The sequence below is a fragment of the Candidatus Limnocylindrales bacterium genome (genome assembly GCA_035571835.1).
In the GTDB taxonomy this organism is placed as follows: Bacteria; Desulfobacterota; Binatia; order UBA1149; family CAITLU01; genus DATNBU01.
The window spans coordinates 80,934-97,155 of record DATNBU010000044.1 but is presented as its reverse complement, the minus strand read 5'-3'; the positions used below and the strand labels follow the sequence as shown (position 1 = coordinate 97,155).

Genomic DNA, 16,222 nt, shown 5'->3' with positions numbered 1-16,222 from the left:
CGCACTGTTCGCCGTCCTATCGCCGCAGAGCGCGACGGCCGCTTTCTTTCCGTGTGGCGACGCGAATAGCAACGGAATTGTGACTTCCTCCGATGCATTCGCGGCGCTGAGAGGCGCCGTCGGCCTGAGCTCGCCGTGCGTTCACAACTGCAACTGCGATCCCGGCAGCGACCGCAACCTTACCTCGAGTGACGCGCTGCTGATCCTGCGCGCCGCCGTCTCGCACGAACCTCTCAGCTGCAGCGTCCACTACGCATGCCTGCACGATACGGACTGCGACGATGGCGACGTCTGCGGCGTCGATCCCGACTGGTCGTGCGACAAGGCATGCGTCCCGGAGCCGTAATCCGCGATCACCAGACCGCCGATTCCGTTCTTCGAGCGGTTTCCATGGACGAGATGCAACACGAGCCATCAGTGCACGACAACCACGTCTACGCATATGTCGTCGACTGCGAAGCGCGGCGACTCGTGCTGCATACGGCGTTTCGGGACAAGATGCCTCACGAGTTCACGGATGTGGTTTTCCGTGAGGTCTGTGCTCACTTCTTCGAGCATGTCCTGAAGGGCAACATCCTGTTCGACGTCGAGGAAGTCTCCCTGGAACGACTCCTTCGTGAAAATGCGGTCCTTTTCGAAGACTCATGGCACTTCGCGTGGCCACCCATCGAGTATGCGGGCAACCTCGTCACGCTAGTCGCCAAGCTCACCAGCGGCGGGACCAAAGCCTTCTCGATCACTTCGTCGTACGGACTCTCAGGCTGGGTCCTGGCGGCTGGCTGCGAGCGCGTCGTTCGTGAATCGGCGGTGAAACCGGAGTAGGGACATGTCCTTCACCGAGTAGACCGGTGTGGAAGAGGATCCTGAGAAAGATGACCGACGCCAGTCTCACCCGTGAAAAGTACACGCACGGTCACGCACCGGCGACCGTGCGGCAGCATGCCCAGCGAACGGTCGAGGAAGCCGGTGCGTTTCTGTTGCCGCACCTCACGCCCGGCATGCGGCTGCTCGACGTCGGCTGCGGACCGGGAAGCATCACGCGCGGATTCGCGGAGCGGCTCGCGCCGGGACAGGTGGTCGGCCTCGATCTGTCGACCGAGACGCTCGCCGCAGCGCGCGAGGATGCAGCGGAACACGGCCTCGACAACCTGCAGTACGAGCGCGGAAGCATCTACGAGCTTCCGTTTCCCGATGCTTCATTCGACGCGGTCTTCGCCCACCAGGTCATCCAGCATCTGAGCGAGCCGGCGGCGGCGCTGCGCGAGATGCTGCGTGTGCTGCGCAGCGGCGGCTGGCTCGCCGTTCGCGACGTCGACTGGGGAACGGTGGCGTACTGGCCCGCCGATCCGTGGATCGACCGCTTCATCGAAGTTCATCTTGCGACGTGGTCTCGAAACGGCGGCGAGCCGCGGCAGGGACGCAAGCTGCGCGAGCTTTTCAACGCCGCGAACGTTGCCGACCTGACGATCACCGCGAGCACGTGGTGCTACGCGACGCCTGCGGAAACCATCGAATGGGGAAACTCGTACGCCGAGCGCCTGCTGACGTCGCCGATGGGCGAGCGCGCCGTCGAGTACGGTCATGCGACCCGCAGCGATCTCGAACAGATGGCCAGTGCATTCCGGGCGTGGGCGCTTCATCCCGATGCATTCTGGTCGTTCACTCACGTCGCGGCTCTCGCTCGAAAGCCGAACTGATGCATGCGCACAACCGCAACGGTGTGGCCCACGCAAGCGCGAACCTGACGATACGTCCCGCCATCGCCGACGAGGTGGAGTCTTTGTCCGCGGTCGCGCGAGAGTCGAAGGCGCACTGGGGATATCCGGACGAAACGATCGAGTCCTGGCACGACGATCTCACTCTGACCATTGGCGAACTTGACGAACTGGTTGTCCAGGTGGCGACCATCAATGGCGAGATCGCGGGGTTCTATGCCCTCATGCCGTCAACCGGCGAGAGCTGGTCACTGGAGCATTTCTGGGTTTTGCCGCAGTACATGCATCGCGGCGTCGGTCGGGCGCTTCTGGCTCACGCCCTGACGACTGCTTTTGATCGCAATGCCGCCGGCGTCGTCGTGGACGCTGATCCGAATGCCGAAAATTTCTACGTCCGCTGCGGAGCGCGGCGCGTCGGCGAGATTTCTGCTCCAATCGCCGGCGACCCGTATCGAGTGCGCCCGCAACTCATCTTCACGAAGGATCGCTAAGCATGGACTACCTGCTCTTCTACGAATACTGCGCGGACGTTCTCGAACGGCGAGGCCCATTGCGGTCCGAGCATCTGGAACGCGCGTGGGAAGCCCAGGCGAGAGGTGAGTTGGTGCTGGCCGGCGCGTTCGCCAATCCGGTCGACGGCGCCGTCTTCCATTTCCGGACCGAATCGCCGGACGTCGTCGTGAAATTCGCCGAGACCGATCCGTATGTTCGCGGCGGCCTGGTGACGCGCTGGCATTACCGCGAGTGGACGACCGTGGTCGGCGATGCGGCGCTTACGCCGGTGGGACGGCCGACGTAAAACGCAGATCAGCCCAGCACGCACCGAACTCCGCCGCGATCCATCTCCGCCACGCAGCGGTTGCACGAGATACATCGCGAGCGCTCCGCCCGTCCATCGGCCATGCGCACGACGAGATCGGGATCGGCGATCAGCGCGCGCCCCATCGCGACGAAGTCGAATCCACCCGCCATCGCCGTCTCGAGGTTCTCGGTCGACAGGCAGCCGCCGAGCAGCACGAGCGGCACGCTCACGCTCTCGCGGACCTTCTTCGCCAGCGGAAGAAAGAACAGCTCCTCGAACGGATAGTCGCGGATCGCGCGCCGCCCGAACATCCGCAGCGCAATGCGGTGCAGCCGGCTGTGCTCGACCTCGATCATCTCCTTGAGCGGAGCTTTGCCGCGAAACAGGTAGAACGGCGTGCGGCTCGTAAAGCCTCCGGTCAGCTCGATGGCATCGATGCCGGCGCTCTCGAGGGCACGGCAGACGCCGACCGCGTCTTCGAGCTCGAGCCCGCCGCGGAAGCCGTCGCGTAAATTGGTCTTCGCAATGATCGGAAATCCGTCGCCGACACTGCGGCGCACGGCGGACAGAACTTCGAGCGGGAAACGCAGGCGGTTCTCGAGACTTCCGCCGTAGCGATCGCTTCGCCGATTGGTCGCGGGCGAAAGGAACTGGCTCAGCAGATAGCCATGGCCGAAATGCACCTCGACGGCATCGAACCCGGCGCGTTTCGCGCGCGCCGCCGCTTCCGCAAAGTCCGACGCCGTGGTCGCAAGATCCTGTTCGGTCATCGCGCGCGAAAACGGGATGCCCGACAGCAGCCCATACTCGTTCAGAAGCCGCGACGGCCCGAGCGAACGCCGACCCGGCAGCTCCTGGTTGCGGCTGAAGTATCCACAGTGCCCGAGCTGCAGCGACACCGCGGCGCCTTCCGCATGCACCGCAGAGACTAGCTCGGCGAGCGCCGGCACGATCTCGTCGCGCATCCACATCTGCGCGGCGAACGTGCGACCGTTCGGCGACACGGCGCAGTACGCAACGGTCGTCATGCCGACGCCGCCGCGCGCCAGCTCGACGTGGTGCCGCACCAGATCCGGCGACGGCGCGCCGCCCGGCGTCATGCCTTCGTACGTCGCGGTCTTGATGATGCGGTTGCGAAGCTCGAGGGCGCCGATCGACGCCGGCGAGAGCGCTTTTGCGAGAAGCGGCCGCGCTTCGGCGCGGGCGCTCGGGACTGCGATCTGCATCAGGTCGCGAAACCTCTCGCCCACGCGACACGCTCGTCCACGTGACGGTGCAGCACGTATTCGACCGGGCGGAAACCCTTGGACGGCCAGAAATGCCCGCCGCGCGGATTGCCGGACACGAAATGCAGCGCACACCATTCGATGCCGCGTTCGTTGAGGCGCACCATCGCATGGTCGAGAAGCATCGAGCCGACACCGGCGGACCGGTGACCTTCTTCGACGAATCCTTCCCAGAGGTAGATCATCTTTTCGCAGACCAGCAGCGGCGACAGAAAGACCGACGGCACGAACAGCAGCGAGCCCAGCGCTTCGCCGCTGCGGCTGCGGGCGATGTACGCAAATCCCTGCCCGCTCAGCAGCGCATCGCGGCGCACGCCTCGCACGCGCACGTCCGACTCGCCGGTGTACGGCCAGAACATCGGAGCGCCGGTCTGGTAGGTCATCAGGTGACGGTGAAACGTGTCGAGCGCTTCGTCGTCGCGCCCGCGGATCTCCTCGATCGTGACTCCGGTGACCGAAAATGCGTCGCTCTCGAGACGCATCGTCGGCCGCACCGCGCAGACCGATTTGCGGCCGAAACCGAGCGGCATCCATGCATCGACGATACCAGGGTCGAGCGCGCTCACGGCGATGTTGTGGATGAAAAACCCGTCGGCGACCCAGCGGGTCGCGAGTGCGCCGTACATCGCCTCGTAAATCGACTCGACATCGGACTCCGCGTCCACGGCGTGTCCGTGCAGCGGCACGTTGGTCGAGCGCGGCTCGGCATAGATCGATGCGAAGTCTTCCGGTGCGAACAGCTGCTTCTCACCACAGAGAAATCCGACCACGCGGCTGTGCGATTCCGCAACGACCGACGTCGCACGCGGCGCAGCAACGAGCTGCTCGATCGCGGACCGGCAGGCCGACGCATCGAGGTAACGGCTGCCAAGTCGCAGGCCCGACGGGCAGCCGGCCTGCGCGCGGCGCTGCGCCGCGGCCAGAAGCTCGGAAGCCGCCGCCAGGTCGCCCGAACGAAATGTACGAATACTGAGTCCCATCGTAATCTTGCCGCGAGCCGCCGCCCGCGCCCGATGACGCGAGCCGAGGGATCACTGATAGCCCGCCTGCCGAGGCTTCGCCATCGGCCATCGACGCGGCTATTTTCCCGGCATGTCATCCGACGCATCCCGTCCGGGTCGCTCCCCGTCCAATGGAGACACCTCCCGCATGTCCGAGGTCGTCGATCTCATGGTGTTCCTCGACAACTCGCCGACGCCGTACCACGCGGTCGCCGAGGCCGCCCAGCGATTGGAAGCCGCGGGCTTCCGGCGCCTGCGCGAGGAAGACTCGTGGGACGTTGCCGCAGGCGATCGCTGCTACGTCGAGCGCGGAGGAGGGAGCCTGATCGCATTCGAGATCGGCAGCTCCGACCCCGCCGATGCCGGCTTTCGTATCATCGGTACGCACACCGACTCGCCGAACCTGCGCATCAAGCCGCACGCCGACGTGCGGTCGCACGGCTACCGCCAGCTCGCCGTCGAGCCGTATGGCGGCGTGCTGCTGCACACGTGGCTCGATCGCGATCTCGGCCTTGCGGGCCGCGTGAGCGTCGCTGCCGGCGAAGAGCCGGCTACCGTGCTCATCAACTTCCGGCGCCCGATCGCGCGAATTCCGAACCTCGCCATCCATCTGTTCCGCGAGCTGCGAAGCGACGGGCTCAAGCTGAACGAGCAGAATCACCTGCCTCCGCTGATGGGTCTGGAAAGCGGGCCGGAGCTGGCCGCGCTCATCGTCGAACAATTCGAGAACACCGGCGAGGATGCGATCGACGCCGAAGACATCCTCGGTTTCGACCTGATGCTCTATGATCTGCAGACGGCGGCGATCGGCGGAGCGTCGGACGACTTCCTGTTCTCGGCGCGGCTCGACAACCTCTGCTCGACGCATTCGGCGATCACCGCGATCGTGCGCGCGAGCCAGAAGACCGCGAAGTCGCCTTTTACACGCGTGATTGCGCTTCACGACCACGAGGAGGTCGGCAGCCGCAGCGCGACCGGAGCCGGCGGCCCGTTCCTGCTCGACGTCGTCGACCGGATCTCTGCTGTAGTCGGCAAGAACGACTCCGAAGCGAAGGCCCGCGCGCTTGCGCGCTCACGCATGGTTTCGGCCGACATGGCGCACGCGCTGCATCCGAACTATGCGGACCGCCATGAGGCCGGGCACAGGCCGATGATCGGCGGCGGCCCGGTGCTCAAGTTCAACGCCGGCCAGTCGTACGCGACCGACGCCGAGACCGCTGCGATGTTCGCATCCGTCTGTCGCCGCGCGGACGTGAAGCTCCAGCAGTATGTCACGCGCAGCGACATGGGCTGCGGATCGACGATCGGCCCGGTCAGCGCCGCGCGGGTCGGCATCCGCACGGTCGACGTCGGCACGCCGATGATGTCGATGCATTCGTGCCGCGAGATGCTCGGCACGGCCGACGTGGCGCCGATGATCCGGGCGTTGACGACGTTTCTCGAGGCGGCCGAATAGCAACAGAAGAGCCGTCCGTTTGCGTCAGCCGGGTGCGGCACACCACCCGGACGTCAGCTTTCAGCTGCCGGCCGCTTCAGTCGATGCCGCTTCTCGCACGGGCCCGTCGGCCAGCGATTTGAACTACCTTCGAGGCCGCAGGGCGCGATGGGCGATGTTGCTGCCGCGAGGTTGTGCCGCAGTCTCTTCGAACTTCCTCACCGACCGCGTGGCGTTTGAGCTGCTTCAAGACAAAACGGATGTAAGCGGGGTCGAGGCCAAGCGTCGTGCAGACGCTCTCGAGCGAGAACGGCGACTTCGAGTCCGGGCTGCAGATCCAGCGCTCGACCTCGCAGCAGCGACGACGCAGCTCCGGGCTCCTCGACCGCAGGCCTATCCGAAGCGTCATCAGCGCGCCTTCGACCAGCATCAGCTTGTGCTGCGGCGACGACGTCCTGTCGTCCGACGCGTTGTCCACTGCGACTGTTGTTTCGTCAAAACGCAGCATGAATTTGACTCCTCGTCCGGAGACTCGGCGGATTGCCGCCGATTCGATCGATGAGCCGGACCCGTTTCCCGGAATCATCGCGCGACGCCGCAGATCGAACGTCACGATCGGAACTCTACGAGGCCGTCGCCTTGGCCGCTTGACCCCGGACGCCAATGACTTGACTGACGCCGCCAGCAGCTCGCGGTTACTTCGCTTTGGGGCGCGCGCTCCGCTACCAGAATGTGCGCCCGCGACCGCCACGAGAATCAGATGACCGAAGCACCGAAATGGTTCACCGACTCGATCGCCGCCGCGCCCGAAGAGCGCAGCGTCGAAGTCGAAGGCTGCACGATCCGTTACCTGCGCTGGGGCGAAGTCGGCAAGCCCGGGCTGCTGCTCGTGCACGGCGGCGCCGCGCATTCCCGCTGGTGGAGCTTCCTCGCGCCGCTGCTCGCGCGCGACTACTGCGTGGCCGCGCTCGACATGAGCGGGCATGGCGACAGCGGGCGCCGACAGCTCTACCCGCGCGAGATCTGGGCACTCGAAGCGGTTTCGGTCGCGACCCACGCCGAGCTTGGCAGGAGCGGCCCGCCGATCGTCGTCGGCCACAGTCTCGGCGGGCTCGTCACGATCGTCGCTGCGTCGCTCTACGGTGATCGCATGGCCGGAGCGGTCATCGTCGATTCGCCGGTGCAGCGCCCCGATCCCGAAAGCCAGGAGGGCCGCCAGGGTCGCGCGTTCCGCAACCCGAAGGTCTATCCGACGCTCGAAGAGGCGATCACGCATTTCCACCTGATCCCGTTCCAGCCGTGCGAGAACCCGTGGATCGTCGAGTACGTCGCGCGCCATTCGCTGAAGCCGATCGAGAACGGCTGGACGTGGAAGTTCGACCCGGCGGTCTTCGAGCGCGTGTCGCTCAAGCCGATGAGCGACTATCTCGCCGATACGCACTGCCGCGTGGCGATCCTGCGCGGCGAGTTCAGCCCGCTCGTGCCGCCCGAGACTGGCCAGTACATGTACGAGCTGCTCGACCGCAACGCGCCCGTGATCGAGATCCCGCAGGCGCATCATCACCTGATCCTCGATCAGCCGCTCGCGTTCATTGCGGCGCTGCGGGCGGTGCTTGCCGACTGGGAACATTCGCTGCCGCGCCGCGCGAAGCCCGCAAAAACCTGAAATTTCCGGCGGGCGCCTGCGCGACTCGCGCTGTTCGGACTGGTATGATGCCGCGCGTGTCGCAGTCTTCCGTGTCGCAGTCCACGTGGATTTTCGGGTACGGCTCCCTTTTGTGGAAGCAGGACTTCCCGTTCGATGAAGCTCGCCCGGCGTATGTTCGAGGCTGGGAAAGGCGCTTCTGGCAGGGCTCGACCGACCACCGCGGCGTTCCCGAAGCTCCGGGACGCGTCGTCACGCTGGTGCGATCGATCCGTGCAATCTGTCACGGCGTCGCGTTTCGCCTGCGGCATCACGAGCGCGACGACGTGCTCGCGCACCTCGATCACCGCGAGCGCGGCGGCTATCAGAGGATCTCGAGCGATCTATTCGTGAGCGAGCGCGAGGTGGTGCCCGGCGTGATCTACATGGCCGACCGCACCAACCCGAACTTCCTCGGACCGGCGCCGGTACCGACCATCGCCGAACAGGTGCGAGCGGCGGCCGGCGAAAGCGGTCCGAACGCCGAGTATGTCTGCCGGCTTGCCGAGTCGCTTCGCGAGCTCGGAGCCCACGACCCGCACGTCTTCGCGCTCGAAGCGCGGCTGCTTACGCGCTGACCCTTCCCCCGTCGACGAAATCGGGGACAGACACTGATTTCCGGAAATCAGTGTCTGTCCCCGATTTCTCTGTCCCCGATTTCCGCCGCGGCGTCAGATCGTTGACGTACAGTGCGGACAGCGCCGGGCGGCGACCGGAATGGACATCGCGCACTGCGGGCAGTCTTTCGTCGTCGGCGCCGCCGCCGGTGCGGGCTGCTCGCGCTTCAGCCGGTTCATGACCTTGATGACCATGAACAGCGCGAACGCGACGATGATGAAGCTGATGATCTGGTTGATGAACAACCCGTAGTTCAGCGTCACCGCGCCGGCCGCCTGCGCATCGGTCAGTGCCAGGTACGGCCCGGCCCGCTTGCCGTCCTTGAGCACCAGATAGAGGTTGCTGAAGTCGACGCCGCCGAGCAGCAGCCCGATCGGCGGCATCAGCACGTCGGCAACGACGCTCGAGACGATCTTTCCGAACGCCGCGCCGATGACGATGCCGACGGCCATGTCGACGACGTTGCCGCGCATCGCGAAGTCACGGAATTCTTTCCACATGGTCGGTCTCCTTACCGGTCCTCGCCAGACCGGATGCTTACCGGCCGGACCGGGTGCCTGCGTGCCAGTGCGGAGCCCGCTGCCCGTCGACCCGCACCGGGCGGGACGGCTCAGCTGCGAACAGGATCATGAACCTCTTCGATCTGGAGCGTGACATGGTCGATGTGGAAACGCTCATGCAAAAGCGCGCGCGCCGAAACCAGCACTTCACGCGAGACCGTGCCGGTCGTAATCTTGATGTGACCGCTCAGCGCGTCCATTCCCGACGTGATCGTCCAGACGTGAAGATCATGAACGTCCTCGACGCCCGCAAGGCCCGAAAGCTCCGCGCGCACAGTGTCCACGTCGATGTGGTGCGGCGCGGCTTCCATCAGCACTCCGACCGTTTCCATGAGCAGCGCAAAAGCGGATCGCACGATCAGCAGCGCGATCAGCAGCGAAGCGACCGGATCCGCCCAGCGCCAGCCGAACAGTGCGATCACTGCGGCCGACCCCATGGCTCCGGCGCTACCGAGCGCATCGCCGAGCATGTGCAGCCACGCGCTGCGCACGCCGATTCCGTGGTCGTGACCGTGCCCGAGCACCGCCATGCCTGCGAGGTTGACGAGAAGACCGCCGGTCGCGATCACGAATGCGAGCGGCGCTGCGACGTCTTCCAGGCTCGTAAGGCGATGGGCCGCCTGCCAGCAGATGCCGGCGGAGACCACGCAGAGGAAAACCGCATTGGCGAGAGCGGCCAGCGCTTCGGCGCGGTGGAAACCCCAGGTCCGCGACGACGTCGGTGCACGCGCGGCGGTCTGCAGTGCGGCAAGCGAGATGCCGAGCGCCGCTACGTCCGACAGCATGTGTCCGGCATCGGCAAGCAGCGCCAGCGAGTTCGTCCACCAGCCACCGACGGCTTCGGCCACCATGTAGACGGCGGCCAGCGCGAGCGCGATGCGAAGCCGCGACGCCGACTCGCGGCGCGAGTCGAGAAGCGAGCCGCCCTGCGGCGCGGGATCGTCGCATCCGCCGCAGGCGTCGGAGCGATCGTGAAGGTGGGCGCTGCGAACGTTCATCGATGATTCACTTCCGCGCAGTTCCTTGCGGCATCCACTGCTGCGCCGTTCATTGCGGCATTCACTGCTGGGCAGTTCATTATCACCGCACCAGGTACGGATCGACGCGCACTCTCAGCTCGCGTTCGATGGCCAGCGCCTCTTTGAGGCGCGCCTGATATTTCTCGCAGAATTCGGGCAGGACGTCGGCGATGACGACAGCCTGCTTCTTGAGGCCGATGACCTTCTCGAGCTTCTGCACGATCTCGGTGCGCGCGTCGGCCGGAACCCCGGCGTGCGTGCGAACCACCTGCATGATGCGACGGACAGCCGACAGCGACGCCTTGAGCGCGTCGCGGCTGGCCGTGACGTCCGGGCCGCAGGCGGCAAGCGTCGCGGCCTCCTCGGCCTCGATCGCCGAGCTGAGCGAATCCGGCGTGGTCTCCGGATCGCAGAAATCCGGCGCGCCGTCCTTGTCGATGTCGGCAAGTCCCTCTTCGCCGTCGAAGATCTCGTCGTTGTCGGAATCGGCGTCGAACCGGTTCGGCGTGCCGTCGCGATCGGCGTCGTCGCCCTGCGGACAGACCGATTCGAGCTTGTCGGCGAGCCCGTCCCCATCGCAGTCGGCGGCGGTGCACACCGGCTGCGGTCCGTCGGCGACAAAGAACGAAGCGGTTGCGGACCGTACGAACGGAGCCACGCGCAGCAGCAGGCGCGACGGACCGGGAAATATCGGCTCGCCGAGCGACGGCACGGCGCCGCTGCCGACACGAAGGCGAAGGCGGACTTCGTAGTAGCCGCGTCCGGCAAAACGATCGAAGTCGGCGCCCCAGTCCTGGGTAAGCGGGTCCCGAACGAGCGTGACCGGCTCTTCGCTGCCGTCGGGTCGCAGCACGCTGCCATCGATGGCAACGTCGCCGTCGAGCGCGCTTACGTAGGATGGACGTGCGCTGATGTGGACGCTGCGTCTCACGGTTGCGAAGCGCGGGTCGGCGTCGATGAAGAAGTCGGCATTGTCCTGCGATGAGAACACCACCAGCTCGCTGCGCACGACGCCGCCGGCGCGCGGCACTACGCGAAGCTTCCACGTTCCGGACTTCGGGTCCGAGATGCGCAGCATCGCAAATCCTCGTTCGGCGTGGTTCTCGGCCGCGGCATCGTCGAAACGCTGGCCTTCCGGCGACTCGAGGTCGTACAGGACATGCCAGTCGTCGATGCGGTCGTTGCGCGACGCAAGGAAGATGACGAGCTCGCGCGCCTTGCCTTCGACCGGAATCTCGAACGTGCGTCCGGCCGGGGCGCCGCTGTCGGCGGCTTCGCCGGGCCTTGCAAGATCGAACGTGGTCCGCGGAAAGACCAGGGCATTGCCGCCGTGGCGCGCAGCCAGCTCGGCGTAGATCGCAGGAGCGCCGGTCGCCGAGCGCGTTGCGTAAGCGACTCCGCCGCTGCGCGCGGCAATGGCCGACAGCGTGAGCTCGTCGACGGCCGTTCCGACGCCGATCGTGAACGTACGGTACAGCAGCGGATCGAGCCTGCGAGTCTCCTGCCCCGGTTCCACGCCGATGTTGGAGACGCCGTCGCTCAGCAGGATCACCGTGCGGCTGCGTCCGACCTGCTGCATCTGCTGGAGCGCTTCCTGCGAGCGCTCCAGCGCAGTTCCCATCGCGGTATCGCCTTCGGCCGAAAACGATCCGAGCACCGCGTCGAGCACGGCGAGCCTGGCGGGATTGACGTCGGCAAGCTCGCTCGAGATCTCGGCATCGGTGTGCATCGCGATCAGGCTTGCCTGCAGCTTGCGGTCGTCGGCAAGCGCGAGGAACGCGCGCACCGCAACCCGCTCGTACTCGAGGCGCGAGTCGGCGCAGTCGGCTTCGTCGGTTTCCTTGTCGCCGTCGTCGTCGACGCCGTTCGCGCAGACTTCGCCGCTTTTGCCGTCGACGCGCAGCCCCATGCTGCGCGACGTATCGAGGATGAAGACGACCTGCTCCGGCCCCATGATGTCGGTGACGAACTGCGGCGGTGTCCGGCAGAGCGCAGGCGGATCGGGATTGACCTCGCCCGGAGGTGTCATGAGGAAAGGCAGATTGGTCGAGAGTGTCTGCCAGTCGCTGGCGCCGCGATGAAGAAGGCTCTGCTCGCTCGTCTCCCAGCGGCGTGTCAGCGTATTCCAGCTCGACGCGCACCACGCTGCCGTACAGCCGACGACGCCGCCCTCGGTGGCAAGCTCGACGTTCGCGGTGCCGGCGGCGACCATCTGCAGGCCGTCGTATCCCTGCCCCGGATTGTTGGCGGCATCGGGATTACGCGTCCCTACGTCGATCGCGACCTCGGCAGGACCACGGCCGGCGCTGGGCGGCAGCTTGAGCAGCAGATCCGACGGATCCGAGCTGCGAAGCGAGAAATCCGAATTGAACAGCAACTCCCACGAACGCAGCAGCACGAGCTCTCCCGGCGTGCCGCCGAATTCGCCTGCGTCGGCGCCGACGCTGAGCTGCCAGGTAAGACGCGACGTGTGCGACAGGTAGAACCGCAGGCGCACGCCGGGAAGCGTTCCGGCCGGACCGAGCAGCTCGGCGCTCTGCTGCCAGACCGACGTTGCGCGCGCCGACAGGTAGTCGTTCGTATCGAACGGCGCGACCGGTTCGGCCTTCGCCGGAAGAATGCCGCGAAGACGCACGCGCGTGACCGGGCTCGGCCGCGGGCACGATTCGCCGCTGCCGCGCACACGGTCGTGGTTGGACGGTGTGCTCCACTCGCTCGCGAGCGCCGCTTCGCACGACGATCCGCGGCACTGGTCGTCGCGAATACAATCCTGTCCGATGAGCGGGCCATCGACGCAACGCATGCCGCCGGCCGCCTGCATGATCGAGTGGTTCTTTTCGTCGAGCTGCCCCGGTTCGAACCCGGGACCGACCCCGCAAGCTTCTCCGCGTCGCCGCTGGTCGTCGTACTGATCGCCGAGCCCGAACGCATGATGCGCGAACAGATGCGCGAGCCGGTCCGGACGAAGCCGCGCGGATTCGAAGACGTCCATGTGTGCGCCGAGCCGGCGAAGATCCGCACCGCCCGCATCGTACGGACCTCCCGACGCCGCGTCGCGATCGTGGATCCACAGCGCCGCAAGATCCTCGCTTGCCGGTGAAGTGAATAGGCGGATTTCGGCGATGTGGAGCTGGCCTTCGGTCGCGTCGCAGAGGATCGACGCCATCCGCGTGAGAGCGGCTTCGGTCTCGGCAAGATCCTGGTAGGTCGGCTGCCCGCGGAACGCGACCTGCAGAACCGTGCGTCCGGTCGGGTCTTCGATCCACGCCCTTCCCGCATCAGCCGGGCGCGACACGATGAGCGAGGCAAAAGTGGCGAACGCGCCAGCCACGACTGCGAGCCGCCGGCATGCTGGCCGCCGAAGGCGCAGGCGTCCGGGACGGCGCCCGTATGCAGATTGGAAGGTATACATCTACGCGCGCGGGTCCCGTGCCGGAGGTTAGAAGCCGAGTGCGCAACTGGCAAGCCGGTCTTCGCGATGCACGGCCGCGGGCAGCAGTTGAGATGAATCTTCGCACAATCGAAACTCGACCGAAGATTCGCCGAAGGATGCGCCGGGGCCCGCCAGGCCCTCGCAACGAAGCAAGGCAGACAGAAGGAGAACCGCAGATGCTCGGAAAACTTAAAAAGCTGCTAGGCGGCGCCCCTGCTCCTGCGAAGCTTCTCGATACCGGCACACCGGCTCCCGATTTCCGCGCTCCGACCCACGATGGCCGCACCATCGCGCTCAGCGACCTGCGCGGTCGCAAAGTGATCCTGTGGTTCTATCCAAAAGCGGATACCCCCGGATGCACGGTCGAGGGCAAAGGATTGTGCGCGCAGCAGGCCGCGTTCGATGCGCTCGGCGCCGTCATCCTCGGCGTCAGCTTCGACGCGCCGCCGGCGAACAAAGCTTTCGCGGAGAAGTTTGGCTTCGGCTATCCGCTGCTGTGCGACACCGACCGCCGCATCGGCATGGCGTACGGCGCGTGCGATTCACCGTCGGCCGGACATGCCAGGCGCATCACGTACGTGATCGATGAATCGGGGATCATCCGGCATGCGCTGCCGAAGGTAGATCCGGCAACGCATGCGGACGAGCTTTTGGGACTTCTTCGAAGCGGTCAGTGATAACGGCCGCCGCCGCCACCTCCACCACCGCCGTGACCGTGCGACGGCGACGAATCGAATCCACCGCCGCCCTGGTAACCACCGAACCCGCCACCCGGACTACCGGCTGGCGCGGACGGCTGCGCTCCCGATCCGTGCGCACCGTATGTTGCAGGCCCCTGATACGACGGCGGCGCGCTGTGCGCTGCCGGCGCGTGGGTCTGGGGCGGCGCGCCGTACGAGCTCTCACGATTTCCACCGCCATGGTTTCCCTGCGGAGAGTACTGCGGCGCCGGAGCACGCTCATGTGATACGGCCGGTGCCTCGTGCTGCGGCATGCGTCCGTGCTCGCGCGGCGCCGGCTCGGGCGCAGTGTATTGCGGCGCCCGCGACGACGACGACGGATACGATCGGCTCGCGTCGCGATCGTGAGGATGCGACACGGGACGCTCGCTGCCGCGCTCCATCGTGTCGCTACGCGGAGTATTCGCCTGGTGCGGATAGCCGCGCTCCATCTCACCGGACGACTGCGGTGCCGCGCCGCGGCCATGGTTGGTGTCGCCTCGCGGCTGCATGGCACGATCACCGTAGGAACCGCGGCCGCCATAAGTATGAGGCTCGTCGCGCGGCGGCCGGGTTGCCGCATCGTTAGCGCGGTTCGCCTCCGGTTCGCGCGGCTGCCGCGCTTCACGCGAAGGCGTCGCTGCCGCATCGTGCGCGCGGCCGCCCGATTCACCCGCGTCCTGCTGCGCGCCATGGCGATGGCCCGCGTTCGATTCGCGCGCCGGAGATTCATCGGTGGTGACGCGACCGTGCGGACGATTCATCGGATCGCGGCCCTGCGGCTGATCCGCCTGAGCCGCGCGGCCGTGCTCGTGGCGCACGCCGGCTTCGTTCGGCCTGCCGGGCGCCTTGGCGACACCGAGACGATCGGGCGTCGCGTCCGGCTTCGGCTCGCGCACTTCGGGACGGTACACGCGCACGCGATCGCCGCGGTCACCATGATGCTCTGCGCCTGCGGAATCCTTGCCGCTGCGCGGCGGCTCGGCGGCATCTTCGACCTTGACGGGACGGATCGGGCGGCCGGCGGCACGCTCGATCACGTCCTTGCCGATGCCTCGCGAAACGCCGCGGCCCATGCGCATGTCGTCTTCGCTCGGAGGCGGAAGGTCGCGCGACCTGCGCATCACGTCGACCGCGCGGTGATGATCGAGCACGACGCGGTCGATGCGCGGACTTACGAAGTCGCGCTTGCGCGTGAAGTTCCAGTCTTCCGAGTCGTCGCGATCGTGGCGGTAGCCGCGATGCTCGTCCCAGTCGTCATGGTCGTGGTGCCAGCGATCCCAGTCGCTGTAGCGATGGTTGTGACGGTCGTAGTAGCCCCACGGACCGATCGGCGCCCAGCCGATGTAATCGTCGCAGTCACGCCAGCTTACCCAGGCCGGCGCCCAGACGCGTCCGGGCAGCCAGACCCATCCGTAAATCGGATCGAGAAACCAGCGCCCGTAGTGATACGTCGCCCAGCCGAACGGCTCGTCGGAAACCCACAGCCATTCGCCGTAGTCGGTCCAGACCCAGTGTCCGAGCGTGTATGGTCTCCAGCCGACGGGGCGATGGTACGGATACCAGACCCAGCCGAATTGCGCGTTGTTCACCCAGCCGCCATCCGAAGACAGCGACAGGTAGAAGTAGGATTCGTCGATATCGTAGCCGGCGTCGGCTTCTTCCGGGACCACGAAGTCGACGGCCGCTCCGCCGACGAACGAAATGCCGAGAAACGACGCGAGCAGGGCGGACTGCGAGAAACAACGGGCTGATTTCATCCGGATCTCCTTGTGGACGGAAAGATCGGGCCAACATCAGAAAGATCGGAAAGATCGGAAAGATCGGCAAGATCGGCAAGATCGGCAAGATCGGAAAGACCGGAAAGACCGGACAGGTCGGAAAATTCTGGCAACCGGCGCAACGGGAGTACCGCGCCATTCGACGCACGCGAGGCCGGCGCCTTCAACA

16 protein-coding genes are annotated in these 16,222 nt (G+C 66.3%); 9 read left to right on the top strand and 7 right to left on the bottom strand.

What is annotated here, in order from left to right:
- The first annotated feature begins 79 nt into the window (after positions 1–79).
- Genes VN634_21105 through VN634_21085 form a run of 5 tightly spaced genes read left to right on the top strand, consistent with a single transcriptional unit; the run spans position 80 to position 2,514 of the window.
- Entirely contained in the window at positions 80–346 is a 267-nt protein-coding gene (locus VN634_21105) for a hypothetical protein (protein HXC53398.1), read from the top strand.
- A gap of 44 nt (positions 347–390) precedes the next feature.
- On the top strand, positions 391–822 hold the full coding sequence (locus tag VN634_21100) for a hypothetical protein (protein HXC53397.1): 432 nt from the start codon (positions 391–393) through the stop codon (positions 820–822).
- Positions 823–872: 50 nt separating this feature from the next.
- The gene (locus tag VN634_21095; protein HXC53396.1) at positions 873–1,697 is read left to right on the top strand and encodes a methyltransferase domain-containing protein; all 825 of its coding nucleotides are present in this window, start codon (positions 873–875) and stop codon (positions 1,695–1,697) included.
- Positions 1,697–2,206: a GNAT family N-acetyltransferase gene (locus VN634_21090; GenBank protein ID HXC53395.1), complete on the top strand. Its 510-nt coding sequence runs from the start codon at positions 1,697–1,699 to the stop codon at positions 2,204–2,206. The genes VN634_21095 and VN634_21090 overlap by 1 nt, the downstream gene beginning before the upstream one ends.
- A gap of 2 nt (positions 2,207–2,208) precedes the next feature.
- Positions 2,209–2,514 (top strand): YciI-like protein, encoded by a 306-nt coding sequence (locus tag VN634_21085; protein ID HXC53394.1) that lies wholly within the window; start codon positions 2,209–2,211, stop codon positions 2,512–2,514.
- Positions 2,515–2,522: 8 nt separating this feature from the next.
- Here VN634_21085 and VN634_21080 read toward each other — a convergent pair whose 3' ends face one another.
- Together VN634_21080 and VN634_21075 are read right to left on the bottom strand one after the other, a co-directional pair.
- Positions 2,523–3,767 carry an NADH:flavin oxidoreductase gene (locus tag VN634_21080; protein HXC53393.1) on the bottom strand — a complete coding sequence of 415 codons (1,245 nt, stop codon included), beginning with the start codon at positions 3,765–3,767 and terminating at the stop codon, positions 2,523–2,525.
- Complete coding sequence (locus VN634_21075; GenBank protein HXC53392.1) at positions 3,743–4,783, bottom strand: GNAT family N-acetyltransferase; 1,041 nt, start codon at positions 4,781–4,783, stop codon at positions 3,743–3,745. The genes VN634_21080 and VN634_21075 overlap by 25 nt, the downstream gene beginning before the upstream one ends.
- 169 nt (positions 4,784–4,952) lie before the next feature.
- Here VN634_21075 and VN634_21070 point away from each other — a divergent pair, with 169 nt between their 5' ends.
- The 3 genes from VN634_21070 (at position 4,953) to VN634_21060 (ending at position 8,501) form a co-directional block, all read left to right on the top strand.
- Positions 4,953–6,260, top strand: a complete 1,308-nt coding sequence (locus VN634_21070) for a M18 family aminopeptidase (GenBank protein ID HXC53391.1) — start codon at positions 4,953–4,955, stop codon at positions 6,258–6,260.
- 739 nt (positions 6,261–6,999) lie between these two features.
- The gene (locus VN634_21065; GenBank protein HXC53390.1) at positions 7,000–7,905 is read left to right on the top strand and encodes an alpha/beta hydrolase; all 906 of its coding nucleotides are present in this window, start codon (positions 7,000–7,002) and stop codon (positions 7,903–7,905) included.
- 56 nt (positions 7,906–7,961) lie between these two features.
- Positions 7,962–8,501 carry a gamma-glutamylcyclotransferase gene (locus VN634_21060; protein ID HXC53389.1) on the top strand — a complete coding sequence of 180 codons (540 nt, stop codon included), beginning with the start codon at positions 7,962–7,964 and terminating at the stop codon, positions 8,499–8,501.
- Between the two features lie 93 nt (positions 8,502–8,594).
- On the opposite strand, the gene mscL is transcribed toward VN634_21060, so the two are convergent.
- From mscL to VN634_21045, 3 genes are all read right to left on the bottom strand, one after another.
- Positions 8,595–9,041: a large-conductance mechanosensitive channel protein MscL gene (gene mscL, locus VN634_21055; protein HXC53388.1), complete on the bottom strand. Its 447-nt coding sequence runs from the start codon at positions 9,039–9,041 to the stop codon at positions 8,595–8,597.
- A 110-nt stretch (positions 9,042–9,151) separates the two neighbouring features.
- Entirely contained in the window at positions 9,152–10,099 is a 948-nt protein-coding gene (locus VN634_21050) for a cation diffusion facilitator family transporter (GenBank protein ID HXC53387.1), read from the bottom strand.
- Positions 10,100–10,181: 82 nt separating this feature from the next.
- Positions 10,182–13,451, bottom strand: a complete 3,270-nt coding sequence (locus VN634_21045; protein ID HXC53386.1) for a vWA domain-containing protein — start codon at positions 13,449–13,451, stop codon at positions 10,182–10,184.
- A gap of 278 nt (positions 13,452–13,729) precedes the next feature.
- On the opposite strand from VN634_21045, the gene VN634_21040 reads away from it, so the two are divergent.
- Complete coding sequence (locus tag VN634_21040) at positions 13,730–14,230, top strand: peroxiredoxin (GenBank protein ID HXC53385.1); 501 nt, start codon at positions 13,730–13,732, stop codon at positions 14,228–14,230.
- On the opposite strand, the gene VN634_21035 is transcribed toward VN634_21040, so the two are convergent.
- Together VN634_21035 and VN634_21030 are read right to left on the bottom strand one after the other, a co-directional pair.
- On the bottom strand, positions 14,224–16,032 hold the full coding sequence (locus VN634_21035) for a DUF6600 domain-containing protein (GenBank protein HXC53384.1): 1,809 nt from the start codon (positions 16,030–16,032) through the stop codon (positions 14,224–14,226). The two genes, VN634_21040 and VN634_21035, sit on opposite strands and share 7 nt — an antisense overlap.
- Complete coding sequence (locus tag VN634_21030; GenBank protein ID HXC53383.1) at positions 16,029–16,220, bottom strand: hypothetical protein; 192 nt, start codon at positions 16,218–16,220, stop codon at positions 16,029–16,031. Before VN634_21030 ends, VN634_21035 begins: the two co-directional genes overlap by 4 nt.
- Positions 16,221–16,222 lie beyond the last annotated feature (2 nt).

Coding starts and splice junctions, on each gene's coding strand:
- VN634_21100 (HXC53397.1), top strand. CDS start 391: ATGGACGAGATGCAACACGAGCCATCAGTGCACGACAACCACGTCTAC.
- VN634_21095 (HXC53396.1), top strand. CDS start 873: ATGACCGACGCCAGTCTCACCCGTGAAAAGTACACGCACGGTCACGCA.
- VN634_21090 (HXC53395.1), top strand. CDS start 1,697: ATGCATGCGCACAACCGCAACGGTGTGGCCCACGCAAGCGCGAACCTG.
- VN634_21085 (HXC53394.1), top strand. CDS start 2,209: ATGGACTACCTGCTCTTCTACGAATACTGCGCGGACGTTCTCGAACGG.
- VN634_21075 (HXC53392.1), bottom strand. CDS start 4,783: ATGGGACTCAGTATTCGTACATTTCGTTCGGGCGACCTGGCGGCGGCT.
- VN634_21070 (HXC53391.1), top strand. CDS start 4,953: ATGTCCGAGGTCGTCGATCTCATGGTGTTCCTCGACAACTCGCCGACG.
- VN634_21065 (HXC53390.1), top strand. CDS start 7,000: ATGACCGAAGCACCGAAATGGTTCACCGACTCGATCGCCGCCGCGCCC.
- mscL (HXC53388.1), bottom strand. CDS start 9,041: ATGTGGAAAGAATTCCGTGACTTCGCGATGCGCGGCAACGTCGTCGAC.
- VN634_21050 (HXC53387.1), bottom strand. CDS start 10,099: ATGAACGTTCGCAGCGCCCACCTTCACGATCGCTCCGACGCCTGCGGC.
- VN634_21040 (HXC53385.1), top strand. CDS start 13,730: ATGCTCGGAAAACTTAAAAAGCTGCTAGGCGGCGCCCCTGCTCCTGCG.
- VN634_21035 (HXC53384.1), bottom strand. CDS start 16,032: ATGAAATCAGCCCGTTGTTTCTCGCAGTCCGCCCTGCTCGCGTCGTTT.